Origin of the sequence: Marinomonas sp. TI.3.20 (genome assembly GCF_038155025.1) — a bacterium.
GTDB classification, from domain to species: Bacteria; Pseudomonadota; Gammaproteobacteria; order Pseudomonadales; family Marinomonadaceae; genus Marinomonas; species Marinomonas flavescens.
The window spans coordinates 215,309-242,304 of sequence record NZ_JBAKAS010000004.1 but is presented as its reverse complement, the minus strand read 5'-3'; the positions used below and the strand labels follow the sequence as shown (position 1 = coordinate 242,304).

17 protein-coding genes and 1 CRISPR repeat array are annotated in these 26,996 nt (G+C 41.9%); of the genes, 16 read left to right on the top strand and 1 reads right to left on the bottom strand.

Annotated elements, in window-relative coordinates:
* The first annotated feature begins 6 nt into the window (after nt 1–6).
* Genes V6259_RS06795 through cas6f form a run of 4 tightly spaced genes read left to right on the top strand, consistent with a single transcriptional unit; the run spans nt 7 to nt 5,539 of the window.
* Nucleotides 7–2,898, top strand: a complete 2,892-nt coding sequence (locus V6259_RS06795) for a CRISPR-associated endonuclease Cas3'' (protein ID WP_341583889.1) — start codon at nt 7–9, stop codon at nt 2,896–2,898.
* A 2-nt stretch (nt 2,899–2,900) separates the two neighbouring features.
* Nucleotides 2,901–3,857, top strand: coding sequence for a type I-Fv CRISPR-associated protein Cas7fv (cas7fv, locus tag V6259_RS06790; RefSeq protein WP_341583888.1), 957 nt, complete (start codon nt 2,901–2,903; stop codon nt 3,855–3,857).
* Between the two features lie 14 nt (nt 3,858–3,871).
* Nucleotides 3,872–4,876 carry a type I-Fv CRISPR-associated protein Cas5fv gene (cas5fv, locus tag V6259_RS06785; protein ID WP_341583887.1) on the top strand — a complete coding sequence of 335 codons (1,005 nt, stop codon included), beginning with the start codon at nt 3,872–3,874 and terminating at the stop codon, nt 4,874–4,876.
* A 9-nt stretch (nt 4,877–4,885) separates the two neighbouring features.
* On the top strand, nt 4,886–5,539 hold the full coding sequence (cas6f, locus tag V6259_RS06780; protein ID WP_341583885.1) for a type I-F CRISPR-associated endoribonuclease Cas6/Csy4: 654 nt from the start codon (nt 4,886–4,888) through the stop codon (nt 5,537–5,539).
* 160 nt (nt 5,540–5,699) lie between these two features.
* Nucleotides 5,700–12,569: a CRISPR direct-repeat array (repeat unit 28 nt; unit sequence GTTCACCGCCACCAAGGCGGCTTAGAAA).
* A gap of 330 nt (nt 12,570–12,899) precedes the next feature.
* On the opposite strand, the gene V6259_RS06775 is transcribed toward cas6f, so the two are convergent.
* Complete coding sequence (locus V6259_RS06775) at nt 12,900–13,922, bottom strand: ester cyclase (RefSeq protein ID WP_341583884.1); 1,023 nt, start codon at nt 13,920–13,922, stop codon at nt 12,900–12,902.
* A gap of 205 nt (nt 13,923–14,127) precedes the next feature.
* Here V6259_RS06775 and V6259_RS06770 point away from each other — a divergent pair, with 205 nt between their 5' ends.
* The 12 genes from V6259_RS06770 (at nt 14,128) to hisD (ending at nt 26,996) form a co-directional block, all read left to right on the top strand.
* Nucleotides 14,128–15,183: an ABC transporter ATP-binding protein gene (locus V6259_RS06770; RefSeq protein ID WP_341583882.1), complete on the top strand. Its 1,056-nt coding sequence runs from the start codon at nt 14,128–14,130 to the stop codon at nt 15,181–15,183.
* 50 nt (nt 15,184–15,233) lie between these two features.
* Nucleotides 15,234–16,442: an ABC transporter substrate-binding protein gene (locus V6259_RS06765; protein ID WP_341583881.1), complete on the top strand. Its 1,209-nt coding sequence runs from the start codon at nt 15,234–15,236 to the stop codon at nt 16,440–16,442.
* Between the two features lie 68 nt (nt 16,443–16,510).
* Complete coding sequence (locus V6259_RS06760; protein ID WP_341583880.1) at nt 16,511–17,533, top strand: carbohydrate ABC transporter permease; 1,023 nt, start codon at nt 16,511–16,513, stop codon at nt 17,531–17,533.
* Between the two features lie 4 nt (nt 17,534–17,537).
* Nucleotides 17,538–18,755 (top strand): carbohydrate ABC transporter permease, encoded by a 1,218-nt coding sequence (locus V6259_RS06755; RefSeq protein ID WP_341583879.1) that lies wholly within the window; start codon nt 17,538–17,540, stop codon nt 18,753–18,755.
* A gap of 54 nt (nt 18,756–18,809) precedes the next feature.
* Complete coding sequence (locus tag V6259_RS06750) at nt 18,810–19,343, top strand: ester cyclase (RefSeq protein WP_341583877.1); 534 nt, start codon at nt 18,810–18,812, stop codon at nt 19,341–19,343.
* Between the two features lie 106 nt (nt 19,344–19,449).
* Nucleotides 19,450–20,418 (top strand): nuclear transport factor 2 family protein, encoded by a 969-nt coding sequence (locus V6259_RS06745; RefSeq protein ID WP_341583876.1) that lies wholly within the window; start codon nt 19,450–19,452, stop codon nt 20,416–20,418.
* A gap of 63 nt (nt 20,419–20,481) precedes the next feature.
* Nucleotides 20,482–21,489 (top strand): nuclear transport factor 2 family protein, encoded by a 1,008-nt coding sequence (locus V6259_RS06740; RefSeq protein WP_341583875.1) that lies wholly within the window; start codon nt 20,482–20,484, stop codon nt 21,487–21,489.
* Between the two features lie 147 nt (nt 21,490–21,636).
* Nucleotides 21,637–22,653: a LacI family DNA-binding transcriptional regulator gene (locus tag V6259_RS06735; protein ID WP_341583873.1), complete on the top strand. Its 1,017-nt coding sequence runs from the start codon at nt 21,637–21,639 to the stop codon at nt 22,651–22,653.
* Between the two features lie 118 nt (nt 22,654–22,771).
* Nucleotides 22,772–23,749, top strand: coding sequence for a TRAP transporter substrate-binding protein (locus tag V6259_RS06730; RefSeq protein ID WP_341583872.1), 978 nt, complete (start codon nt 22,772–22,774; stop codon nt 23,747–23,749).
* 74 nt (nt 23,750–23,823) lie between these two features.
* On the top strand, nt 23,824–24,312 hold the full coding sequence (locus tag V6259_RS06725; protein ID WP_341583871.1) for a TRAP transporter small permease: 489 nt from the start codon (nt 23,824–23,826) through the stop codon (nt 24,310–24,312).
* Nucleotide 24,313: 1 nt separating this feature from the next.
* A complete protein-coding gene (locus tag V6259_RS06720; protein WP_133011262.1) occupies nt 24,314–25,585 on the top strand; it encodes a TRAP transporter large permease in 1,272 nt (423 codons plus the stop codon).
* 97 nt (nt 25,586–25,682) lie between these two features.
* Nucleotides 25,683–26,996, top strand: a complete 1,314-nt coding sequence (gene hisD, locus V6259_RS06715) for a histidinol dehydrogenase (RefSeq protein ID WP_341583868.1) — start codon at nt 25,683–25,685, stop codon at nt 26,994–26,996.

Here is a 26,996-nt window from a genome sequence, read left to right as displayed (position 1 = left end):
AGGCGAGTGCTGGATGCTTTTGCTAATCGCATTGGCGACAACACATGGCAAACCCTGATCACAGAAGATGGCTTACTCACGGTCAAAAAAATGCTGCGCCAAACCGCCAGCAAAAACACCGCCGTGAGTTGCCACTGGATACGGTCGCGGAGCCGTAGTCATTTTTTATGGGTAGTGGGTGCAAAGTCAAAATTTAACGAACAGGGAGTTGTGCCTGTAAATTCAACGGGAAAAGAGGTATTTATGGATGTAAAACAATTAAAACCGATAAAAGGCGTGTTATACGCTAATACGCATTTACAATTATTAGAGCAACATTTGTTTGCTGTCGGTTTTGTTGCTGAACAGTTGTATCTATATTTTTATCCAGATAAAAAGAAGCAAGCCAATGCAGCATTTATTGCAGGCTGTTTGCACGATATAGGAAAATTAGATCCATCATTTCAGGATTGGGTTACGAAGCCTAAAAACAGAACATACCAAGCAGAAGATGGTCAACATATTGATGATACTAAGTTTAGTTTTGAGAAACACCCTAGGCATAACGAAATATCAGTACTTATTTTTCAATGTTTATCTGACGGTATAAAAGCAATCAGTCCATCAATTAAAGCGACTATAAAGCACTCAATTTATTGGCATCACGCGAAGCCATTTAGAACAAAAGAAAAAGATGGTTTTGATACTTATGGGAAAATTTTTAACAAATTAAAAATGAGCTTAGGTGAAAAAGCTCTACTGCTACTTTCCAAACAATCTGTCGAAATGTTAAATGCTGTTTGTGAGATTGACCAAAAGTATCGTAAAGAAGAAAGCAGTTTGCTTAAAAAATCTTATGCACAAGAATTTGATAGCGAAGTGCTTGTGAATTATGAACATACTCCGTTACCACAGTATAAAGAATACCAGCTTTCAGAAAACCTAAGTGATTATAAAAATAAGATATTAACCAATGCAAATAATAACGAAGTTCGTGCTTGTTTAATCACGGCAGATCGCTGGGTTTCATCATTATCGGCTATTGATTTATCATCCTATATTGAAAATCAAAATCTCAATGAATTTGTGGAAGAGCAATTTACTAATAATATTTTAATAGAAAGCAGCCTAGAATCGCATATTCAAGACTGTATTCGTGCATTCCCTGATAGCCCACGCAGTCAAAAGCAATCTCTAGTAGCTCAGAAACTGGCAGAAGACAGTGACAATATAAAAGTGCTTGCGGGTGCAGCGGGTTGCGGAAAAACCAAAATAGCTTTGGAATGGGCTGGTTTAAGAAATACTCAACAAATTATCTGGGTGTGTCCACGAGTCCAAATATGCCAAGGTATGTTTACCGAGTTAAAAGCATCAGACAATCCATATTTACAAGATGCTAGTGTAGAAATTTTTACGGGCGAATATAAATTCACTAATAACTTTGAAACGCCAACACCTGAGGGTGATCAATTAACCGCCGATATCGTCATCACTACAATTGATCAACTGCTCAGTGGCATTATCAGCCACACTAAGGCAGACCGTTTACTCAATTACCTTAGCGCTCACATCGTGTTTGATGAATACCACGAATACATCAACATGCCAGCATTCAATATATTGTTTGCCGAGTTGGTTATCTCAAGAAATGAGTTGAAAAACGGCGCTAACGTATTGCTGGTATCTGCTACGCCTAATTATTTTTATCTGGAGAAAATCCTCAGACTTGATTTGACTTACGATGTAGTTGAAATGCCGTCATTTAACGAAAAGGCATACCAATTTGATTTTGAGGTGTATAACGAAACTAAAGAGGATGAAACCAATCCACTTTATCAAATACAAACCAAAGCGTCCTTTGTTATCAGTAATACAGCAACCACAGCACAAAAGAGCTTTATCCATAATTTAACCGATGAGAATGCTGTTCTATTACATTCTAAATATAAGAAAAGTGATAAAAAACTGCTCTTTAATAGTGTGTTTGAAGCCTTCAAACGAGACGGTAATAATATGTATGACGTGCTTCGTAGTGGGCCGATTGTTCAGGCGTCGTTGAATATCAGTTGTGATTATATGATTTCAGAAATAACCACCGCAGAAAATTGCTTACAAAGGATGGGGCGATTAGACCGTTTTGGTAAAAATAATAGCACCAACATTTATACTATTGCTGTGCCAGAAAACGTTCACAACAACAAAGGCTCTGGAGCAGTAACAAGATTTTTGTCTTCGTCAAATTCGTTGCTCTCAGCCAAAGCATGGCACCAGTTTCTTATGGAAAAAACAGACAGTGGTAAGGTTATATTGACCATTGCCGATGTTTATCAAATTTACAAAAACTTTTACCAATCAAGCTCTATGGCATTTATCGAACAAGATACCATTGCTGCAATGAAAAAAAGTGCGACTCTGATCACGGCTAAAGTCAGTGAGCCTCAAACTATGATCTCGCGTAAAAAACAGCAAACACAACGAGCCAAAATAAGTAGTAACTCATTACGTGGTGACAGTCGATTTGTACAAATGGCCGTGTGTAATTTAGATAATAAAAACGCTCCAGAATTCATTGAAGAATATGCCTATACCGTTTCTGTGGATGAGGTGGAAAGTGTTGATAATTTCACTGCATCGTGTGAACTCATTCAAGGTTATGGCGACAGTACCAATAACTTACTCACTCATATGGTGAAGAAACATCACAGCATCATGGGCGGAACAAAACCCTATAAAGACTTTATTCTTCTTAATGATGCTAAAGACCCAGAATTTCCAATTTATCTGAGCTATACCTCAAACGATTTACTTGCCGTTGGCGGTGAATCCGCAAGGCATAACTCAGCTATTTACTATGGTGTATGTGAAAAACAAGCCATAGGCGCAATTGCAAATAAAAACTTAACTCATAAAAAGGATTAAACATGAAAAAAGTAACCGGTATTAAAAGTGTAGACTTTAAAATTACAGCATTAGGACATGGTGTTGTGAACTGGAATGGACCGACTTCATTAATGGGAGATAGCGGTAAAACCGTCGATAACCACACGTTACCCAAATTACGTGGTTATACGAACTTATCGGGTAAAGTCAAAGAAGAAACCGGCTATAAATACAGAAAAGAAGCAACCGATATTGATTTCAAAAAAACACCGTTATACATCAGTCAAAACTGTATTCGTCATCATTTGTTCAGAAGCCAAGCGTTTGATGTACATTACGCGAATAAAAGAAAAGCTGAAAATTTAACGCAAATGTTAGCTTCTATTACTGGTTTGATTCGTGGTTATGTTGTTCCATCTAGCCAGAATAAACGAACAAGTCCGCTATTGATTGAAGATTTTGTTGACCAATTAGGTAATGGTAACTTTGAGCAATTTGGTCAAGCGGGTGAAAGAGATAATTCCTCTTTTTTCTCAAAAACCACGTTTGGCGATACCGAATATATTTCTTATGGGTCGATCAGTATTGAGCAACTTCAATTTATATCGTTAGACAAGAAGTTCGACCGCGAAGCGATGGGAATAGAAGCAGGTCAAGGCGAAGGGGTCGCACAAGCAGTACAAGACTTTATTCAGTCGCTTAACCCAGACTTAAAGCCAAAGGCCACTTTTCATGAGAACTATGTTCGTAGCGGAACTATTTTCGAAGAAGGTGAAGTGGGAATTTTATTAGACCAAGACGCTATAAAAGCCCTAGTTGACTATACGATCGAACTGATTAGTGAATTAGCGATTCGCCAAGCAAAATCATACATGTATGTTGACGAAGTAATTGTTGATTATAACGACAGCAATAAAATGATGCGTATAAAACGAGATGAAAACAGTATATCTGTTGAGCCAGAAGATGAGTTTGCCACCTACTTTTATCAAAAATAAAGGAGGTTTAAATAATGAAAATTCAAATAAAATATGAATCCAGTTGGCGAAACTCTTTTCTTGACGGCTCTAACGATGAGCCTTTGCCAAAAGCGGGTAGGAAGTTTGTTGCTTCAATGACGAGCCTTAAAAAAGAAGGTAATTATATCCCTAGAAAGGTTAGTCATAATACGGTTATGGGCGTTCTAAATCGTTTAATTGGTGATCAAAGAAAGTTATACCAATCGAGAAATAGCGATGCTTATTACTTTAAAGAATTGGAACCTCTTATCACGTTCGAAGATAAGCCAAGTTATGTGAACCACGAAATGACCTATATTCGTAATGTTTCTGGTAGCGAAGATCAAAATTCATATACAGGAATGATTAAGGTTGATGATCCGATTTTTACATCTGATTATTCACAACAATTATGGGGCATTTTACAGCTAGATTTAGATGAGCTTTGTAAGTTTATTGTAGATGACATTAAAGTGGATAAAGTCATATCACACAATCCACTTGTAATTATTTCACGACTTGAAGAGCTATTTAAGCTCAAGCCTGTACCGAATGAAAATACAGTAAAAGAAGCGTTTGATTATTTGGCGTCGAAATTTGAAAAGTTTAATGGCCTTAACCGTAAAGAAGAAGTACTTGTCAGTAGTCTATATTGCTCTGCTTTGTATTTACAGCTTGAACGGTTATCAAAAAACTTTGATGTTTCATCGGCAAAAACTAAGGCAGGCGGTTTAAGTGGAATATCCAATAATGGCTTTACCAAGAAAGATTTTATGAGTCGTTATACTTCAGGTGGAAAAAAGAAAATCTGGGGTAATCCTTATGTCCTTAAAGAAAAAAGAAAAGGGATTGGCGAGGTGACATCTCTCATGGAAAAAGCAGGCGGAACATTAAAAATTGATATCTTTATAGATCGTCAAGCCGCAAAAGAGCTCTTAGCTATGATTGAAAATGCTGGCGTATCGAGTTTTTATTTAGGTAAAAAAGGCCTCGCTTATGTATCTGATATCAGACTTTAGGAGAATAAAATGAAACATTATCTTGATATTACACTCCTACCCGATGCTGAAATGTCTTTAGGTTTTGTTTGGTACAAACTGTATCAACAAATTCATCTCATGCTGGTGGAAAATAAAGTCGGGGAGAAAGATTCAGCCATTGCTGTGTCCTTTCCACATTATGCTAAAAAAGGTTTCCCGCTAGGTGACAAGTTACGCTTATTAGCGGGCACGCAACAAGACTTAGAGGCGTTAGATGTAGGTCGTTGGTTATCTTGCCTTGAAGACTACCTCCATATAAAGGGCATAAAACCAGTGCCAGGCGATGTAACAGAATTTGTTTACTTCAAGCGTTGGATTTACAAGTCACCTGATAAGATGCGGTCGCAAGTCAATAAACGCGCAGAATATCTAGCGAAAAAAAACGGTTTGAATACAGAGCAAGTGAAAGCACGATTATTGGAATCCATAGACAACATGGAGCAACAATCAAGGCTGCCATTTTTAAACATGAGTAGTTTATCAACCGACAGCAATGTGCCAGCGTCTGAAAGACGTAACTTCAAGCTTTTTATAGAAAAGCAGCAGGTGGAGTCATTAGGTAATAATCAAAAATTATTTACTTGTTATGGCCTTAGTCGACGAAGTGAAGAGCAACAAGCTCCAATACCTTGGTTCGATTAACCCTCCTAGATGAAAACATTGGTAGAAATACCAATGTTTTTAGCTCTTTAAAAATAACAATATAAAACAATAAGTTACGGAAAGGTTTAAAAACATAGGTAAAAAAGGTATTTTTCACCTAAGGCTTTGATGTAACTTATTTTTGTGTTTAAATTTTATTGTTCACCGCCACCAAGGCGGCTTAGAAATTTAGGCAAGTTAAGATCAAGCGCTCGAATAAGTTCACCGCCACCAAGGCGGCTTAGAAAAAGGCTGACATTACGACGTACTACGATGATCTGTTCACCGCCACCAAGGCGGCTTAGAAATACTTGTTTCACCCCAGTCGTTTTACCGGAACGTTCACCGCCACCAAGGCGGCTTAGAAACATTAGCTGATCTCCCCGTCTTCAAACTGACCGTTCACCGCCACCAAGGCGGCTTAGAAAGACTAGGTCTAGAGTGATTGGATAATTATGCAGTTCACCGCCACCAAGGCGGCTTAGAAATAGGTCGCCCACCTTTATGGGGAATGAGATTAGTTCACCGCCACCAAGGCGGCTTAGAAAAGAAAGAGAACCGCTCAGATATACATGAGTTAGTTCACCGCCACCAAGGCGGCTTAGAAATATAGTTTATACAATAAATAAATCAATGCCGAGTTCACCGCCACCAAGGCGGCTTAGAAATTGACGGATACCTAAAGGGTTTTAGTAGCATTGTTCACCGCCACCAAGGCGGCTTAGAAATTTTAGTCATTTAATAGTGTCTATAAGTGTATGTTCACCGCCACCAAGGCGGCTTAGAAATACGTCTACGCGGGCATATTACTACTCACTACGTTCACCGCCACCAAGGCGGCTTAGAAAATGCGATTACTCGAAATACCCTTGTGATATATGTTCACCGCCACCAAGGCGGCTTAGAAAGTTAAGTGCAAAGGAGGTGGTTAAACGAAATTGTTCACCGCCACCAAGGCGGCTTAGAAATGCATCCCCTGTCGCAACGTTTGGCATGGCCAGTTCACCGCCACCAAGGCGGCTTAGAAAAAACGTCGGCAAGTCTGGAAAATTACCTTCATGTTCACCGCCACCAAGGCGGCTTAGAAAGAAGCGGCAAACATTGCGGGTCGCGTTGTCATGTTCACCGCCACCAAGGCGGCTTAGAAATGAACTACATGGGACAGACGCAAAACGCAGGCGTTCACCGCCACCAAGGCGGCTTAGAAATTCTATTACTTTTGACCCGTTCAAACTCAGATGTTCACCGCCACCAAGGCGGCTTAGAAATACTTACGTAGCGGACAGTGGCGCACAAGATTGTTCACCGCCACCAAGGCGGCTTAGAAACGTTTCTGGTGCTATTGGCGGGGCATTCGTTGGTTCACCGCCACCAAGGCGGCTTAGAAAAGCACACGAAAACCCAACCGAGGCATACATAAGTTCACCGCCACCAAGGCGGCTTAGAAATATTACCCGCTCTTATCACGCTATGCGTCCAAGTTCACCGCCACCAAGGCGGCTTAGAAATTTAGTCTTTTTAAAGACTCCATCAATGCGGCGTTCACCGCCACCAAGGCGGCTTAGAAATATTGCTCGCTCAGGCATCTTTGAATACTTGGGTTCACCGCCACCAAGGCGGCTTAGAAATGAATTAAATCAGTTTGGGGAAATGGTTGCATGTTCACCGCCACCAAGGCGGCTTTTTAAACTTTTTAAACTTTTTAGCGTTCGGCTTTCTAGTTCACCGCCACCAAGGCGGCTTAGAAAGTTTGCAGCAAAGATGCTGCTGGAGGACCTTCGTTCACCGCCACCAAGGCGGCTTAGAAAAATCAGCACGACCATTGCGCACTATTCTGACAGTTCACCGCCACCAAGGCGGCTTAGAAATTATTTAGTCGCTCTTGCTCTGCTTGTTTCTCGTTCACCGCCACCAAGGCGGCTTAGAAAACTTAGATTTAAAATCTCACCATTCGGCAGGAGTTCACCGCCACCAAGGCGGCTTAGAAATCATATATGTCGTATGCGTCCTCCAAATCGTAGTTCACCGCCACCAAGGCGGCTTAGAAACACTGACGATGTAATGTCTACATACTTGTTGCGTTCACCGCCACCAAGGCGGCTTAGAAATTTGGAGGGCTGGCAATGAGTCGCGTGTAGCTGTTCACCGCCACCAAGGCGGCTTAGAAAATTAGCTTTGGATTGGCGCTGTCACCCGTCTTGTTCACCGCCACCAAGGCGGCTTAGAAATCGCAAGTCAGCGATTAAATTCAATGAGGCATGTTCACCGCCACCAAGGCGGCTTAGAAAAACTTCAAACTTAAACCAGCCTTCTGCAAAAAGTTCACCGCCACCAAGGCGGCTTAGAAATGAATTTAGCGACGCAAACGGTGGTGCAAACGGTTCACCGCCACCAAGGCGGCTTAGAAATATCGAATCATAAAAGGAAGCTGAAATGAAACGTTCACCGCCACCAAGGCGGCTTAGAAATGGTGAGGGCGTAATTCTATAGTGTTCAATGTGTTCACCGCCACCAAGGCGGCTTAGAAATGTGACACCGCCAGGCACGTTTAAAGACCACAGTTCACCGCCACCAAGGCGGCTTAGAAATTGCTAAGCGTGTATTTGATCCCTAAGACACCGTTCACCGCCACCAAGGCGGCTTAGAAATTAGAGTATTATGGCGTCACTGTAATGATGTGGTTCACCGCCACCAAGGCGGCTTAGAAAAATTTAGTTTTTAAGATACGAGCAGACAGACGGTTCACCGCCACCAAGGCGGCTTAGAAATATTTACGTATCAATTTAGATAAATATACATAGTTCACCGCCACCAAGGCGGCTTAGAAATTTTTGGTGGTGTATTGACATCATAAGGACTAGTTCACCGCCACCAAGGCGGCTTAGAAATGTTAGCCGCTTCCTGCGAAACTCTAACCATCGTTCACCGCCACCAAGGCGGCTTAGAAAACTTTGGGAAAAGTTGAAAACGCTTTGGGCAAGTTCACCGCCACCAAGGCGGCTTAGAAATAAAAAATCCAGCGGCGGCGCGTGGCTGGGGTGTTCACCGCCACCAAGGCGGCTTAGAAATACTGGTCAGAAGAGTCATGTATTGCGCCATAGTTCACCGCCACCAAGGCGGCTTAGAAATATGACAGAGAAAGACATCAAAGCGAAAAATCGTTCACCGCCACCAAGGCGGCTTAGAAAACAATCGTTTTAGGCACTTCTTGTCCCCGCTGGTTCACCGCCACCAAGGCGGCTTAGAAAGCTTGTCGGCATGGGCGTTAATACCTTCGCAGGTTCACCGCCACCAAGGCGGCTTAGAAATGTAACGCTTGTCTGATTTCTGGTCCGTTCTCGTTCACCGCCACCAAGGCGGCTTAGAAAAAGTTGATATTGACCCAGTTCCTGTATCGGTAGTTCACCGCCACCAAGGCGGCTTAGAAAAATTGGGCTTTGAATAGAGAAGTGTTTTTTGAGTTCACCGCCACCAAGGCGGCTTAGAAATGCTTGTTGTTTACTTGGGCGGCTAGATTATTGTTCACCGCCACCAAGGCGGCTTAGAAAAATATTGACCCCGACCGCCATATCTCTACCTAGTTCACCGCCACCAAGGCGGCTTAGAAAGGAATATTCTTCACTTACGACTCGGCGACGAAGTTCACCGCCACCAAGGCGGCTTAGAAAAAGCCTTGTCGCACTAGCCAAATCCAATGGTAGTTCACCGCCACCAAGGCGGCTTAGAAATTATAAAATAGCATCGAGCTTTGCGTGTTCACGTTCACCGCCACCAAGGCGGCTTAGAAAGCACGTATGGCTTCTTGAATGATCCAAACTTGGTTCACCGCCACCAAGGCGGCTTAGAAACTCTAGTTGAGGGCTTTGTATTTATTGCTTTAGTTCACCGCCACCAAGGCGGCTTAGAAATTCTTGAGCTAGTTTTCACTGTCGCTACAATGGTTCACCGCCACCAAGGCGGCTTAGAAAGCTCCCACCAATGTATCGGAAATCGTTGAGCCGTTCACCGCCACCAAGGCGGCTTAGAAAGACTCAACAATGCCGCTCGGTCTATACTGAATGTTCACCGCCACCAAGGCGGCTTAGAAATAAGCGATAGCACCTTAACCTTTCCGCTAAAGGTTCACCGCCACCAAGGCGGCTTAGAAAAGATCGTCAGGTGTGACATATACAAACACAAGGTTCACCGCCACCAAGGCGGCTTAGAAAATGGATAGAAAAAAGAACGTGCCGCTAAACTCGTTCACCGCCACCAAGGCGGCTTAGAAAGAACGGTTCAGCTATCGCTATATCGGGAATATGTTCACCGCCACCAAGGCGGCTTAGAAACAAATAGGGGAGCTTTTGGCCGTCCTGCAGAAGTTCACCGCCACCAAGGCGGCTTAGAAAATAAACACCATACCCAACACCACTGCACCGCCGTTCACCGCCACCAAGGCGGCTTAGAAAACTTGCATCACGAGCAATTTCGATATTTGCCGGTTCACCGCCACCAAGGCGGCTTAGAAAAAACGTTGGTAAGTCTGGAAAATTGCCTTCATGTTCACCGCCACCAAGGCGGCTTAGAAAGCGATTTACGTATTAAAGCGGCTTCCGGCAATGTTCACCGCCACCAAGGCGGCTTAGAAAATTTATTAAGCTCCTTTCACGTATGAGTTAGCGTTCACCGCCACCAAGGCGGCTTAGAAAAAAAGCTGTTAGATGGCCGCATTGCTGTAACGGTTCACCGCCACCAAGGCGGCTTAGAAAGTTTGAAGCCAGAGGAAACACTTCTCAGCAGTGTTCACCGCCACCAAGGCGGCTTAGAAATTAGAGGAAGAGTGCCTTGAAGAGCTTAAATCGTTCACCGCCACCAAGGCGGCTTAGAAAAAATTTAATCTAGAATTCATTTCAGAATATATGTTCACCGCCACCAAGGCGGCTTAGAAAACATTTGCGGTGGGTGAGCCTACCGCCTCATAGTTCACCGCCACCAAGGCGGCTTAGAAAGCTTCAACCTTTTCTTTATTTATTTTTTCTATGTTCACCGCCACCAAGGCGGCTTAGAAAAGTTAGCCGCTGTTAAAATTAGCTATTTAGCAGTTCACCGCCACCAAGGCGGCTTAGAAAACATCAAGCGCAGATCGCTTCTCGCCTCCGATAGTTCACCGCCACCAAGGCGGCTTAGAAAGCCACGTCGATATCTTGGCCGCAGCGGAAAATGTTCACCGCCACCAAGGCGGCTTAGAAAATTGATAGCATTTGTTTCAATTGAACGATGACGTTCACCGCCACCAAGGCGGCTTAGAAAAGTCAGTGACGCAGGATTGGTAATACTCGCTTGTTCACCGCCACCAAGGCGGCTTAGAAAGTTAATGCGTGACAGTGAATTATGGTCCATTAGTTCACCGCCACCAAGGCGGCTTAGAAAATCTGAGTTGCACCCGCTTCCAGAGAACTAACGTTCACCGCCACCAAGGCGGCTTAGAAAATCGAAACGAGGTGCAGCCATGAAGATTTTTAGTTCACCGCCACCAAGGCGGCTTAGAAATACTCGTAATCAATTTCCCCTATGCTTTCCAGGTTCACCGCCACCAAGGCGGCTTAGAAATTGAGCAAGAACACCGACCCTAATACAACCACGTTCACCGCCACCAAGGCGGCTTAGAAAGTTGAGCCATCTATAGCTAAGTTATCTATGATGTTCACCGCCACCAAGGCGGCTTAGAAAGCTACCGTGAAATGCAGTAACTGGCAGCTTTGGTTCACCGCCACCAAGGCGGCTTAGAAATCATCCGGCAGATTGTCTAAGGTCAGCATTTCGTTCACCGCCACCAAGGCGGCTTAGAAAATTCTAATTTAACTCCCAGTGCTGCCAGTGCCGTTCACCGCCACCAAGGCGGCTTAGAAAATTCTGGTGGGCTACATACTCTGGCGGCATGAGTTCACCGCCACCAAGGCGGCTTAGAAATCGGTAGGCAGTAAATACGATAGCATTTCTTGGTTCACCGCCACCAAGGCGGCTTAGAAATCCTGCTGGAATGAACCCCTTTCGCGACGACAGTTCACCGCCACCAAGGCGGCTTAGAAAGCCCCCACTAGAGCCGCCGAACCAAACGACCAGTTCACCGCCACCAAGGCGGCTTAGAAAACATTTGCGGTGGGTGAGCCTACCGCCTCATAGTTCACCGCCACCAAGGCGGCTTAGAAAGCTTCAACCTTTTCTTTATTTATTTTTTCTATGTTCACCGCCACCAAGGCGGCTTAGAAAAGTTAGCCGCTGTTAAAATTAGCTATTTAGCAGTTCACCGCCACCAAGGCGGCTTAGAAAACATCAAGCGCAGATCGCTTCTCGCCTCCGATAGTTCACCGCCACCAAGGCGGCTTAGAAATTTAGCTGTGGCAGCAATGCGACCAGCTCTTTGTTCACCGCCACCAAGGCGGCTTAGAAATTTAGCTGTGGCAGCAATGCGACCAGCTCTTTGTTCACCGCCACCAAGGCGGCTTAGAAAGCATTTCAAAATCGGTGTCGGCATAAACTTCTGTTCACCGCCACCAAGGCGGCTTAGAAATGGGATGCTTGATCCAGCCATTAAAACAACCCGTTCACCGCCACCAAGGCGGCTTAGAAAGCTAGTCGAGTCGCCACTGGATGATGAGCTAGGTTCACCGCCACCAAGGCGGCTTAGAAATATGGCGCGCGTGAACGCATCTTTACGTGCGTGTTCACCGCCACCAAGGCGGCTTAGAAAGCTTGTATCAATCCGGCTTTTACTTGTTCTGTGTTCACCGCCACCAAGGCGGCTTAGAAAAATCCATGAGGGAGTTGAAAACAGGCTGCAATGTTCACCGCCACCAAGGCGGCTTAGAAATAGGGAACGGCTCCGCCGCTCCTAAAGACAAAGTTCACCGCCACCAAGGCGGCTTAGAAAAATTCCAAGATATGTGGGGCAAAGTTTACCCGGTTCACCGCCACCAAGGCGGCTTAGAAAAAGAGGCGTAGCAAGAGGTTAACGTCACACCCGTTCACCGCCACCAAGGCGGCTTAGAAATTCATCGTTGATGGGTAAGGCTAAACCGGCAACAGCAGCAGAAATCACAGCGGGGACAGAGCGTTCCCCGAGCAGACGGGGATAAACAGACGGGTTTTTTGAACCGTTACGGGAAATACGTGAGCGACTCAAGAAACCGTACTGGCCTATAATTTCACCGCCACCAAGGCGGTATAGAGAAGTTAAATATTGAGCCTCTTAGTATTTGAAAAAGTGGGAAAATGACTGTTTTAATGCCATCAAATTCGATGACATTAAAACAGAAGAGGGTGGTTCACTACGGTAGTATGCTCGTTGCGAGTTGTATTATCGATTGCGTTAAAATAATGATTAGCGCTCGAAGTAGTTTAATCGTGCTTTGTTGAGTTCTTTCATTCGTCCTAGAACATCGACACCTATTTGGTTATAGACATCTAATAAGTCAATCAAAACCCAGTTTTCTCTAATTAACCCCTTTTCTACGCGCCAAAAATCCAAACTTCTCATGGTGATTTTTTGATTTGAAGGGGCGATGCCTAACCATCCGTCTTGGCTTATTGTCATTGACATGCCTGGCCAAGCTGTAAAGCCAACATAGTCAGCATCTGCAAATAAGTATCCTTTGGTTGTGTCTCCAATGCGATTTGGAAGGGCTTTTAAGAAAGGGATTTGATGCCAATTCCGAAACCCTTTGATCCCTCTGGCTGTACCGATACCAGATGGACCGTACCAACTACAATGAGGGTGCCAATACTTTTCTAGCTTCATTGCTTCGATGCCACCATTGGCAAATTCCCCTAACGAGGCACACATAGCTGAGACAATATCTAAACTTTTGTTAGCGGCTGTTTTGTTGTATGCAGACGTTACTATGCCATCTTGAGTTGCGGGTCCTGGAACATGCCATTCGCGCCCTAAGCTAGGCGACAAAGGCCAAGCGCCGGCTTGCATCATTACTTCTGGAATATCCCAAACAGCTTGTATTTCTACGATTAAACCATTTTCGATACGGAAAAACTCATGAAAACGCATACTGGCTTGATGGCCTGTTGGCAATATGTCTAGCCACGCTTTTTCAAAAGAGCCTGTGTAATAACCGCAACATCCTACCCATTGGCTTTCATGGTTTGAATCACCCGCGATGACGATGGTGTCACGACGCTCTAACCCGACAAAAGCGTCCGCCAGTGGTTTATATATATGACTGTATAGCTGGTGTTTTGATTGCAGTGTTTCGAATGGAAAAGAGAATTGAAGAGTTGCTGTATCGGCTATTAATTTATCTATATTGTCGATCAAAGCTTCGTCTGAGTAATTGTATAAAGAGGTTCTTAATTTATTTACTATATTCTTGTTTTTATTGTGAATTAACATGTTTTATTGCTCCTAATTTATTAAATAATGTCTTGCCTAAATCTACATGAAAGCGGTTTTTTTGCAGACTAAAAACACTGTGTTTTCTGGTTTGTTTTGAGTTTGTCTAATCGCGACACGGCTTTAAAAAAATATTGCACGGCTCAAAAAAGTATGGTTATTTATTGCATACGTATTCACTAAAAACAACTAGGTGACTAAGAATATGGCCAAGATACAGTTAAAAAATATTTGTAAGCGTTGGGGCTCGACGGTTGGTGTTAGGGATTTCAATTTAGATATTGAAGATAAAGAGTTTATTGTATTTTTAGGCCCATCTGGTTGTGGTAAAACGACGACAATGCGAATGATCGCAGGACTTGAAGACCCGACAGAAGGTGAGATTTTTATAGGCGATCGTTGTGTTAATGGGCTAGATCCTAAAGACAGAGACATTGCCATGGTGTTTCAAAGTTACGGTCTTTATCCAAATTTAACCGTATACGAAAACATTCGTTTTCCTTTAAAAATACGTAAAGTAGATTCGGCAACGCACGATAAAAGGGTCCATAAAGCGTCCGATATGGTGGAGTTGGGCAATCTTCTAGAGCGTTACCCACGAGAGCTTTCTGGCGGACAGCGTCAAAGGGTTGCCTTGGCTAGGGCGATCGTTCGTGAACCTAATGTGTTTTTAATGGATGAACCTTTATCCAACTTAGATGCAAAGCTTAGGGTATCTACACGAGCCCAGATAAAGCATCTACAACATACATTACAAACAACCACTATTTATGTAACACACGATCAAATTGAAGCCATGACACTTGCAGATCGTGTTGTGGTGATGAGCATGGGGCAGTTACAGCAATTAGGAACTCCGACCGAAATTTATGATAAGCCAGCCAATACATTTGTTGCGAGTTTCATCGGTTCTCCCGCAATGAACCTGTTGAATGGCGAGGTCAGCGATGGCAAGTTTGTAGCCGAACATACGATGGTTAAAGACATTCCCTCAGGTTTACCAAATGCCGTCACGATAGGATTTAGAGCTGAAGATATTCAAGTCACGACTGAGTTAGAGGGCGATATTACCGCCCCTGTTTATAGTGTTGAATTGCTTGGAGACTCAACGCTCATTTCTATAAAAATCGGAGATGCCTTATTAATTGCCAAAGCGGATAAGGCGTTTAGAGTAAATATAGGTCAGGTAGTCAGTTTTATTATTCCACCAGAATCCAGGCATTGGTTTAATAAAGAAGATGGTGCCCGTATCGATTTCTAATAAAAAAACCAAAATTAAAAAAAACACAAAAGTCCCAAAGGAACCTAATAATGAAAAAATCAACGTTGTCTTCTCTAATTATATTAAGCACGCTAAGCTCTTTTTCATACGCCAATTGTGATTTTAAGAATACTCAAGAGGTTAAAACCATTTCCGCAAGTTTTGCCGCATGGAAAGCCGTTACTGGTGCTATGGCAGAGTGTGGTCATGTTAGCTCTACTCTCGATTCAGAGTTCAAAACTAAAGTAGGTTCTGCATTAGCTGCGAATCCTTCATTGTATGACGTTGCTGGGGTCGCTAATGGAACATTCGTACCTTTATTAAATAGCGGTCTCATTCGACCTTTAGACAGTCTTGTTGCGAAATATGGTCAAAATTTAAACCCAAATCAGCTTATCAAAGTTGATGGAAAAATTATGGCCATTGCCATGATGATTAATACGCAAAATTTTATGTATCGCAAAGATATTTTCGACAAGTTAGGTTTGAAAGCCCCAACCACTTGGGATGAGGTTCTTGTTGATGCAGAAAAAATCAAAAAAGCCAATCTCGTTGAATACCCACTAGGTGGTGCCTATAAAGCAGGCTGGAACCTTGGTCTAGAATTTATCAATATGTATTTGAGCTATAACGCGAAGTTGTTTGATGGAAACCAACCGAGTGTTAATAATGCAGCTGGTATTAAAACACTGGAAATGATGAAAAAATTATCTGCCTATATGGACCCAGAATATCTGATTGCTGACCCTACCTTCGTTCAGAAGCAACTTCAATACGGCAAAGTGGCAATGGCCAATCTTTGGGCGAGCCGTGCTACCGCATTTGACAATAAAGAAGAGTCTCAGGTGGTGGGTAAGGTTTATATGTCTGCTACACCTAAATCAATTGCTGATGGCCATCCAGCAAGTACCATGTGGTGGGACGGCATTACGATTGCGAAAAACATCACCGATGAGCAAGCAGATAATGCTTTTAGAGTAGCTATGCAAGGCTTAAACGAAGATATGGTGAAGGCGAATGCTGACGCGGCGATTTGGTTAGTAAAAGGCTATAAACCTTCTCGTTTAAGCGATGGTGCTATTCAAAACGCAATAGATAGTACACCAAGTTATCCACTGACTTCTAAAGTTGGTCTTATGCATTCAGCGTTAGGAAAAGATGTGTCTGATTATCTGACCGGTCAAAAAACAGCCGAAGAAACATTGAAAGAAGTTGAGTATGACTATATTACAGCCGCAAAAGAATCTGGCTTATTGTAATTAAGATATTCCCATAATGAGCCAATATTATATTGGCTCATTTTCGTTCATTGAAGATGGTAACTAGAATGAAAAATAAAACTTTCTTTGCCTTTGTTTCACCTTCGATAATCATAATGCTTTTGTTTATCGCTATTCCTTTAGTGACGGTTTTTGTGCAAAGCTTTTATGTGACTCAAACTGTGTACAACACAGTTTCGGTGGAAACATGTACACCAAGTTTTCCTACTTCTATTTGTACTACCTCAAAAAAATCTGTTCCAGTAATGGATAAAGACAATAATCCAGTTACGAAAACGGTATATATAGGGTTTGATACTTATAAATCTGTATTAGAAACAGGGAAGGTGGCTAAGTTAATTGCTTCTGGTCATTTCTTCGATATATTTACTAATATAGATTTCTACAAGGCGTTGTCATTTACGTTGCTTTTTACGTTAATTACTCTTCCTTTAGTATTAGGCGTAGGTCTACTTATTGCGCTAGCTGTTAATAATGTATCGAAAAGAATGAAAGGGCCGGTTATTTTTGTATCGTTATTGCCTTTTATTATTACACCAATTATCGGTGCTCTTTCTATCAAATGGCTGTTTGTGAGTAATGGTTTGCTGACAAGGGTATTGGAAAAGGTTACTGGGCATGAAATATCGGTATTTGCTAATAGTTGGTCTATCGAGCTACTGATGGTGTTCTATCGTGTTTGGCATGTTGCGCCTTTCGCGTTTGTTCTTTTCTATGCCGGTTTGCAATCCGTGAATAAAGATACATTAGAGTCTGCGATTATTGATGGTGCCTCTAGATTTGAACGGATTCGATATGTCGTTATTCCTCATTTAATGCCGTTAATTTACTTTGTAACCCTGATTCATTTGATGGATACCTACCGCGTATTTGAAGAAATAATCGGGTTTGCAAGTCAAGCTCATGTTATTTCATTGCAGTGGTTGACTTATAATTTCTTAGAGCCTGATGACACAGGAAACCGTGCAATATCAAGTGCTTCAGCGTCATCCATGTTAACCATGGTTGGTATTATTATTTTGCTCGCACCTGTGCTTAAGCGCACGCTTCGAGACCAGAAAAAAGGATAATAAGATGGAAGACGATACACCTAAAGCATTAAGACAGACGTCTTTACTCAAAGTAGGTAGTTATGGCTTTTTAGCCTTGTGGGCGTTGGTAGCGGCATTCCCGTTAGTTTGGGTTTTTGTCATGAGCTTTAAGCTGCCCATTGATGCTTTTGCACAGAATCCTTTAGATGTAATGTTTGGACCACACACTGCCCAAAAAGACAGTGCGTTCAGTATCATTGATATTCTATTAGGTGGTGTTTTTGCTTATTACGCTTATCAAATCCCTGTGCGTTTCTATCGCACGACGTTAGATTACTTTGTGCCTGTTCAAAATAAAAACATGGGAGCCTTTGCATTGGGGTTATCGTATGTATTTATTTTAGTGGGCTTTGCGTTTTATGTTTTACCTGCAATGAGTCATGTGTTGAACGGGATTTTTCAATCTATTTCGGCGTTGTCTTTGCTGGCTAAGCCTTTAATCGGTTACACGCTTCAGCATTATTATGCGGTATGGGTAGAAAACCAATTTTACATTCAGTTTAAAAACTCGTTAGTGATTACTTTTGGCGTAGTCACTATTTCTCTTACAGTAGGGACATTAGCGGCTTATGCACTCTCGAGAACGGCTTCTAACCTTGCGATCTGGTTGCTTATTATCGCTCTTGTCTTTAGAGCGCTTCCTCACTCTGTATTAGTAACAGGGTATTTGCCTTTCTTTATTAATTCTAAAGAGATATTAGGGCCTCTATGGAGTATGCCTGTTATCGGGTGGTTTCTTAGTTTGTTTTCTCAAACCCCGCCAACATTGTATGGGCAGCCTTTAGCCGTTATTGCTGTGTTAGTAGCGATTAACCAACCCTTTACGATATGGATGCTACGATCATTTTTTATGAACGTACCTAAAGAGTTAGATGAAGCGGCTAGAGTTGACGGTTGCACTCACTTTCAAGCGTTTAGAAAAGTGATTTTACCCGTGATGTGGCCAGGGCTGATTACGACAGGGTTGTTTTCTTTCTTGTTGGCTTACAACGATTACTTAGTTACTTCACTGTTATTGGATAACCAAAACCAAACGATGGTTCCGGCTATTTCTGCGTATTTTAATCGAGAAACAACTGCAACCGATCAGGTAAACGCTATTGCTGCTGCGGCCTCAATCACAGCGCCTTTGTTTATTCTTGTGGTTTTTTTCCAGAAACAAATTGTTTCTGGCTTGACTGCAGGAGCAGTGAAGGGCTAATCAGCGATCACTGATAAAACATAATCAACAACAATCCTATTTTGGAGTTTTGAAATGAATAAATCTGAAGTTAAACAAGCCCCTTTTACATTAGACAATGATTTAACTAAAACTGAAGCAACAAGAGCGGTTGTTGATGCGATGGTTAATGGCCTGAACGATCATGATATTGAAGGTATGGGGCGCTTCTTTGATGAGCGTTTTCGCTGGATAGGTAATACCGGCTGTGGCTTTAAAGATGGTCTACAAGAGTTTCAGGAAAACTGGCAACGACCATTTCAAGCAGCGTTTAGCGAAAAGGTGTGTACGGATGAAGTGCGCATTGCTGAAGGGGAATGGATGGCTGCTTTTGGTCGTCAGAATGCAAAGCATACTGGAGAATTCATGGGGATCGCGCCCACAGGGAAAGATGTTGAAATTCGTTATATGGATTTTTGGAAAGTAGTGGACGGTAAAATTGTAGATAATTGGGTAATGGTTGATTTTCCATATGTTTTAAAACAATTAGGACGTGATGTTTTTGGTGGAGAAGGTTGGGAGAAAAACGATTCAAAAGAGGTTCAACACCCAGTAACACCTTTAAAATAAGCTGATGAATGCAAAATGCAATACAAATGATTTTTCATTTGTATTGCATGAGCATTTATTATGCCCCTTTTCACTATGATTCATTTTCTATTTTGAGTATTTTATAATGAAAAATTTTGATCCTGATTTCCTCGATTTACCTGATTATATTATTAAAATTACCAAAGAAATTTGGGAGGATCGTGGCCTAAGCACACTTCATAAATATTATGGTAAAGACATAGTGGTACGGGTTCCTGCTGGAATTACCGTAGGCAATACTAATGTTATTTCGGCAACAATGGCAACCTTAAGTGAGTTCCCAGACAGGACCTTATTAGGTGAAGATGTTATTTGGTCAGGAAATGATGAGGCAGGATATCTTTCTTCACACCGGATTTATTCTCAAGCAACACACCTCAAAGACGGTGTCTTTGGTAAAGCGACTGGTAAAAAATTAGGTTTTCGGATTATTGCAGACTGTTACTGTATTGATAATCAAATCACGGATGAGTGGATGATTCGAGACCAGGGTGCTGTGGTTACTCAATTAGGGCTGGACCCTAAAACTTATGCTTATAACCAAATTCAAGAAGAGGGTGGTGTTGATAAAGCCGCTAAACCATTTAATCCATCTATGGATATTGTCGGGCCTTATACCGCAAAAGGCAATGATCATCCTATGGGGCAAGCTTATGCAGAAGCTCTGAAACGCCTGATGAATGCTGATTTTAATGCTGTCTTTGCGCTTTTTGATCGAGCTGTGCAAACAGAATACCCTAATGGTGTTTCAGATCATGGGCATAGTAGTGTGGATTCATTTTGGTTGGGGCTAAGGTCTTCTTTTCCAAATGCAACCTTTACGATTCATCATGTTATTGGTCGTGACGATAAAGGTATGGCAGACAGAGCGGCTATTCGCTGGTCTCTTCATGGTAAGCATGAAGGCTGGGGGCGTTACGGACAGCCAACTAATGCGGATGTTTATGTGATGGGGATTAGCCATGTAGAATTTGGCCCTCGTGGTATTACTCGGGAATATGTTGCCATTGACGATACGGCTATTTGGAAGCAAATCTTATTGCATACAGGTTGAGTCGTTGATTAATTTGGCCAACAGTTTTTGACGAAAATCCTACTTTATTTTAAGAGCCTGAAGATGAGTAAATTTCAAGAAAGTAAATGCTTGGTACGAGCCTATTTTGATGCTTTAGAAGAAGCGACAATAGATACTATTGATGATGTAGTACCTCCTTATATTGCTTCTGAGTATTCATGGCGAGGAGTATACCCTTGGAGAGAAATAGATAGTCTGAAAGACGTTGTCGGAAAATTCTGGAAGCCTTTGTTAACGTCTATTAAGCATATGCAGCGCCGTCAAGATATCTTTATTGCTGGTCAGAATGAGTTCGATCAAGAGCAATGGGTTATGAGTATGGGTAATTTTACGGGCTTGTTTGATGAGGATTTTTTAGGCATTAAAGCAACTCGTAGAATTGTTAATATCCGTTATGCAGAATTTAATTGTGTTAATAATGGAAAAATCACGAAGACGGGGTTATTTATTGACCTGATTGGATTGATGGATCAAGCGGGCGCGTATCCTTTACCGCCTTCTACGGGGGTCTATTATAACTACCCTGGTCCTAGGCATCATAATGGATTGCAGTTTCACGCAGTGTCAGAAGAAGAGGGAAAAAAGACGCTTGGTTTAGTGCATGAAATGGTAAATGACCTAGATGCGCTTAATAAAAGTGGCTCTATGACATGTCCCCCCGAATTGTTAGAAAAAACCTGGTCTTCCAAAATGACATGGTATGGCCCAGCAGGAATTGGTGCTTCTTATACTATTCCTCGATATCAAGAGCAGCATCAGCTTCCTTTTAGAGCAGGTCTTGGTGATAAGAAATTTTGTGGACATGTTTGTCGGTTCGCAGAAGGTAACTTTGCTTGTTTTTTCGGATGGCCTAATTTATCAAATACGCCAATAGGCGGATGGCTTGGTTTGCCGGGAGGAAATATCAATGCCGAGATGCAAGTGGTCGATATCTATTGCCGTGAAGGCGATAAATTAAGTGAAAACTGGGTGCTTATTGATATCCCTTATTGGTTGAAACAGCAAGGTCTTGATGTTTTAAAACGTACGGGAAGTATCCTTAATCCCTGATGTGTATCAATATATTGCATGGGGAATTCGCTGTATTGCTTGAATCGTTTTACAATACTCCTCTTATGTACTTAAGTATTTTTGTCGGCATTAAGAGAAGAGTGCAGACGTTTCTTGTTCTATTTAACCGTGGTAAGCAAGCTGATTATGAATAAAACTCCAAGTTCCGTCGATGTCGCTAAAGCAGCGGGTGTTAGTCAATCCATGGTGAGTAGAGCGTTTACACCAGGTTCTTCGATAAATCCCGAAAAAAGAGCGTTAATTATTGCGAAAGCGAAGGAGCTTGGTTATCGACCTAATATCATGGCGCGCTCCATGATTACCAAAAAAAGTAAGATTATCGGCTTTGTATTTGGCTATTTGGAAAACCAATATTATCCGCTTGCACTAGAGAAAATGTCCCGTGAATTTCAGGCTAAGGGTTACCATAGTTTGATGTTTTTCTCGGATAATCAAAGCTCTGCCGATGACATAGTTCAAGAGTTTCTCCAATATCAGATTGATGCCGTGGTGTTAGCGTCTGTTTCCTTATCCTCTGATTGGATCGATGCATGTAATTCACTGTCGGTCCCTGTAGTGCTGTTTAACCGTGCGATTAAAACAGATGATGTTACTTCTGTGACGTCTGCCAACTATGAAGGTGGAAAAACGGTGGCGCGCTATTTGGTAGAAACAGGACATAAAAGAATAAGTTATATTTCAGGTTTCGTAGAATCTTCAACGAACAAAGATAGGGAGCGTGGTTTGAATGATGGTCTAGAGGATCACGGGATGACATTGTTCTCTGTTGGAAGTGGTAATTATGATCAAGAGCAGGCAAGAAAAGCGACACTGGACATGTTTTCTAGCGATAAAACAGAGACGCCCGATGCACTTTTTGTCGCAAGTGATCACATGGCATTTTCCGTTCTTGAGACCTTAAGATATGAACTTGGATTGAGAGTGCCTGAAGATGTTTCTGTCATAGGGTACGATAACGTTCCCCTAGGTGCTGCTCCTTCTTATAATCTCACCACCATGAGTCAGCCTGTTGATGACATGGTTTCTCATACAGTTAACGCCGTTATGAGTCGCATAGCCCAGCCCAGCCTTAAGCCAGAAAGAATTGAAATTCCTAGTCATTTAATCCAGCGTAAAACGGTCAAAAACCGCCTTCTTTCTTAGTTGTTATAAGCACCTTAGATTTGATTATATAATTTTAAAAATACGCTTGCATACGTATTCAAGTTAATTCAGAATGCCAATACAGCCTGATAACTAAAAATAAAAAAGGACGGAAACAATGAAATTGAAAACCCTTGCAATCATCGCAACTCTAGGTATGACATCAGTGGCTTTACAAGCTGAAACCGTTATTCGTGTCGGTCTTGCAACTCCTAAAACATCTCCTATTTACCAAGCACTTGAATACTTCAAAAACACGTTGGATAAACGCTCAAATGGTGATTTTGACGTACAACTTTTTCCTGGCGGACAGCTAGGCAGTGTTAATGAAATGACTGAGTTGGTTCAAGCGGGCTCAATACAAATGACGACGGGTGCGTCTGTATTGCTGTCTTCTGTCGTACCAGAATTTAATATATTAGATACCTTTTATCTTTTTAAGGATAAGGAACAAGCACGTCGTGTCCTAGATGGGAAAGGTGGAGATATGCTTAAAAAAGCGATGGAAGAAAAAGGCCTTAAAGGGGTAGGTTTCTTTGAACGTGGTTTTAGAGATTTCTCTAATAATCGTGCGCCATTAGATTCAGTTGAAAGCTTCAAAGGTTTACGGATGAGAGCAGCATCTAACCCTACTCAAATCGCGGCTTGGAAGTCTATTGGTGCTGCGCCTATGCCGTTAAACTGGGGTGAGATTTATCCTTCTCTACAGCAAAGCTTAATAGATGGACAAGAAAGTGCGCTGTCGTCTATGTATCTTGAGCATTTTTATGAAGTTCAAAAATACATCTCTCTGACGCAGCATAGCTATACCGCAGAGGTTTGGTTTACCAATACAGATTTCTGGGACAGTTTATCGCCTAAGCAGCAAAAATTACTTAATGAAGTCGCTATAGAAACGGTTAGTCTCGAAAGAAAACTGACTGTCAAAGCAAATAATGATGCGTTAAATGCGATGAAAGCGAAAGGCTTGATCGTAAATAAAGTACCACTGAAGGTAAAAGAAGCATTAGGTAAAAAGATGAACGAAACCATCAAAGGCGACATTGTTAAGCATGTCGGCCAACGCTTCTACGACCAATTTAACGCACAACTTTAAAATACTCCTAAATTATATTTGCTTAACTATTTGGTGGTGAATAGATATTCATCACCATTTTCAAAAGGTCTACTATGAAGTTTTTGCATAAATTAGATGAAGCTTTCGAGCCGGTTTTAATTGTTACCGCAGTTTCTTTAATCGTTATTTTGATTTTTACGAACGTTATTTTAAGAATGTTTGACACTACCTTACCTTGGGCAGGTGAGATGTCGCGTTATTTATTCGTTTGGATGGTGAATCTTGGTATTAGTTACGGAATAAAGAAAAAAAGACATTTGAGAGTGTCTTTCCTATTGGATTTGTTACCTAGGAAAATGAGTGTGCTTGCGCATGTTTTCTCTGACATTATCTTTATGGTTTATTCTTTTGTTGTCTTATATTACGGTTGTTTAGTGATGGCTAAAGCCGTTGGTCGGCATCAAATAGCACCAGCGATGGAAATATCGGTTGGCTTTCTTTATGGTGCTTTAGTTGTCGGCTCTCTATTAAGTATTATTCGGTTAGTGATGAGTATAAATGAACACCGAATTAACTTTAATTCTTCAGTAGAGGTTAAATAGCATGACCATTCTTATTTTATTCGGTGGTTTTTTTATCCTAATGCTGCTTGGCTTGCCTATTGGGATTGCACTTGGCTCTGCTAGTATTTTAGCCATATTATCCTTACCATTTCTTTCCTTACAGTTTTTTACTTTGGGATTAATTGGAGGTCTGAACTCTTTTACTCTGTTGGCTGTTATTTTGTTCACTCTTGCTGGCAATTTAATGAGTCAAGGTGGCATTTCAGATAGGCTACTTAAAGTCGCCTATGCATTTTTTGGAAATACAAAAGGTGGTCTAGGAACAGTCACTATTATTGCTTGTTTGTTTTTTGCTGCGATCTCAGGAACAGGTTCTGCGACTGTTGCGGCAATAGGCTTAGCCATGATCCCCGCTATGGTAAAAAACGGATATGACAGACCATACGCTGGTGCCATGGTCGCGACAGCTGGTGGTTTGGGTGTAATGATTCCACCCAGTGTTGTGATGATTGTTTATGCCGTCACAGCGGGTGTTTCCGTTACATCTATGTTTGTAGCAGGGATAATTCCTGGTTTGGTCGTCGCGGTCGTTTTGATTATTTATAACTTATTTCAGTCTAAACGATTTGATTCACATAATTTAAAATTTGATACTTCTTGGGGCGCAAAGTTAAAAGCTATTAATGAAGCTAAGTTGTCCTTGCTTATGCCTATTCTAGTCTTAGGTGGCATTTATAGTGGCACTGTTACACCGACAGAGTCTGCGGCTGTCGCAGCGGTATTTGGTTTTATATTAAGTGTGTTTGTTTACAAAGAGCTGCCTTTTAATAAAGTGCCAAAGGTTATTCTTGAGTCTGCGTTATTAGTATCTTCAGTCCTTATTATTGTTGGAGCGTCTGTTGCTTTCGGTCGAATAATGGCATTGGAACATGTGCCATCCATAATTGCTAATTTCGTTGTTGGTTTGACGGATAATAAAATACTAATACTCTTAAGCATCAATTTGTTGCTTTTGATTGTAGGTACTTTTTTAGAAACATTGGCGGCGATTGTTATATTGACACCAATACTCTTGCCTGTAGTCACTCAGCTAAATGTTGATCCTGTTCACTTTGGTATTATCATGATTGTCAATTTAGCAATCGGATTTGTAACACCACCTTTGGGTGCGAATTTATTCATGGCCGCTCAAGTCGGTAATATAAGATATGAACATTTGTCGAGAGCAGTAATTCCTTGGGTGGCAATAATGATATTTGCACTGATGCTAATAACATTTATCCCGACCCTTTCTTTATTGCTTCTCAGTTAAGTGAGTGAGCTAAGTCAATTTAGTTAAGTTTATTGGTTAAGTAATTAAGTGAAGTAATGTCAGTTAAATAAAAATTAAAATACTAATGAGGTCCATCATGGCGATTTATTTAAAAACAGGTAAAGAAGAAAGTGTTGTTGCTGAAATGAATGCTCAAGTGAGAGCCATTGTTGAGTCAGCTATTCTTGATGTTGAAGCTCGTGGCGATCTAGCAATTCGAGAAATGTCGAATAAGTTCGATAATTGGGATCGTGAAAGCTATCAACTAACACCACAAGAAATCCAAGCATGTCTAGATAGTCTAAGTGATCAAGAGCTGAAAGACATCGAATTCGCTCAAACGCAAGTACGTCGTTTTGCAGAGCATCAAAAAGCGTCCCTTCGTGATATCGAAGTGGAGACCTTACCTGGTGTTATTTTAGGTCATAAAAATATCCCAGTTAACTCGGTTGGTTGTTATGTTCCGGGTGGTAAATACCCAATGGTTGCCTCTGCGCACATGTCTGTTCTGACGGCAAACGTTGCTGGTGTTAAGCGTATCGTTTCTTGTGCTCCGCCATATAAAGGCAAGCCATCTGCTGCGATTGTTGCTGCACAGCATCTTGCTGGCGCTAATGAAATTTATGCTTTAGGCGGTATTCAAGCCGTTGCTGCGATGGCCATTGGTACCCAAACGATTAAGCCTGTTGATATGCTGGTAGGTCCGGGTAATGCCTTTGTTGCTGAAGCTAAACGTCAGTTGTTTGGGCGTGTTGGCATTGATTTATTTGCTGGCCCGACAGAAACCTTGATCATAGCTGATGAAACCGTAGACGGTGAGTTATGCGCGGTTGATTTGCTAGGACAAGCGGAGCATGGCATTAACTCTCCCGCTATTTTACTAACCAATTCAGAGCAGTTGGCGAAAGACACGATGGCTGAAGTTGAACGTCAACTTAAGGTACTGCCTACCGCTGATGCGGCGCGTCAAAGTTGGGAAGAATACGGACAAGTTATTGTGGCTGAGAGCTATGATGAAATGTTGACCATTGCTGATGATCTAGCCTCTGAGCACGTACAAATCATGACGGATCGCGATGATTGGTTTAAAGATAATTTAACTAATTACGGCGCTTTATTCTTAGGCCCACGCACTAATGTTGCTTTTGGTGATAAATGTATTGGTACTAACCACACACTACCGACTAAAAAAGCGGCTCGTTTCACCGGTGGTTTATGGGTAGGTAAATTCATCAAAACCTGTACTTATCAAAAAGTACTAACAGATGAAGCGTCTGCTTTTGTTGGTGAACATTGTTCTCGCCTTTGTGCTTTAGAAGGTTTTGCTGGACACGGTGAGCAAGCAAATATCCGTGTTCGTCGTTACGGTAATCGTGTCGTAGAACCATACAGCGCTGTTCAACCTGAGTAA

What these genes read in the sequence shown, in the direction of transcription:
- V6259_RS06745 (WP_341583876.1), top strand. Translation starts at nt 19,450, where the DNA reads ATGAAAAATTTTGATCCTGATTTCCTCGATTTACCTGATTATATTATT.
- V6259_RS06720 (WP_133011262.1), top strand. Translation starts at nt 24,314, where the DNA reads ATGACCATTCTTATTTTATTCGGTGGTTTTTTTATCCTAATGCTGCTT.
- V6259_RS06755 (WP_341583879.1), top strand. Translation starts at nt 17,538, where the DNA reads ATGGAAGACGATACACCTAAAGCATTAAGACAGACGTCTTTACTCAAA.
- cas7fv (WP_341583888.1), top strand. Translation starts at nt 2,901, where the DNA reads ATGAAAAAAGTAACCGGTATTAAAAGTGTAGACTTTAAAATTACAGCA.
- cas5fv (WP_341583887.1), top strand. Translation starts at nt 3,872, where the DNA reads ATGAAAATTCAAATAAAATATGAATCCAGTTGGCGAAACTCTTTTCTT.
- V6259_RS06760 (WP_341583880.1), top strand. Translation starts at nt 16,511, where the DNA reads ATGAAAAATAAAACTTTCTTTGCCTTTGTTTCACCTTCGATAATCATA.
- V6259_RS06770 (WP_341583882.1), top strand. Translation starts at nt 14,128, where the DNA reads ATGGCCAAGATACAGTTAAAAAATATTTGTAAGCGTTGGGGCTCGACG.
- cas6f (WP_341583885.1), top strand. Translation starts at nt 4,886, where the DNA reads ATGAAACATTATCTTGATATTACACTCCTACCCGATGCTGAAATGTCT.
- hisD (WP_341583868.1), top strand. Translation starts at nt 25,683, where the DNA reads ATGGCGATTTATTTAAAAACAGGTAAAGAAGAAAGTGTTGTTGCTGAA.
- V6259_RS06725 (WP_341583871.1), top strand. Translation starts at nt 23,824, where the DNA reads ATGAAGTTTTTGCATAAATTAGATGAAGCTTTCGAGCCGGTTTTAATT.
- V6259_RS06735 (WP_341583873.1), top strand. Translation starts at nt 21,637, where the DNA reads ATGAATAAAACTCCAAGTTCCGTCGATGTCGCTAAAGCAGCGGGTGTT.
- V6259_RS06775 (WP_341583884.1), bottom strand. Translation starts at nt 13,922, where the DNA reads ATGTTAATTCACAATAAAAACAAGAATATAGTAAATAAATTAAGAACC.
- V6259_RS06740 (WP_341583875.1), top strand. Translation starts at nt 20,482, where the DNA reads ATGAGTAAATTTCAAGAAAGTAAATGCTTGGTACGAGCCTATTTTGAT.
- V6259_RS06765 (WP_341583881.1), top strand. Translation starts at nt 15,234, where the DNA reads ATGAAAAAATCAACGTTGTCTTCTCTAATTATATTAAGCACGCTAAGC.
- V6259_RS06750 (WP_341583877.1), top strand. Translation starts at nt 18,810, where the DNA reads ATGAATAAATCTGAAGTTAAACAAGCCCCTTTTACATTAGACAATGAT.
- V6259_RS06730 (WP_341583872.1), top strand. Translation starts at nt 22,772, where the DNA reads ATGAAATTGAAAACCCTTGCAATCATCGCAACTCTAGGTATGACATCA.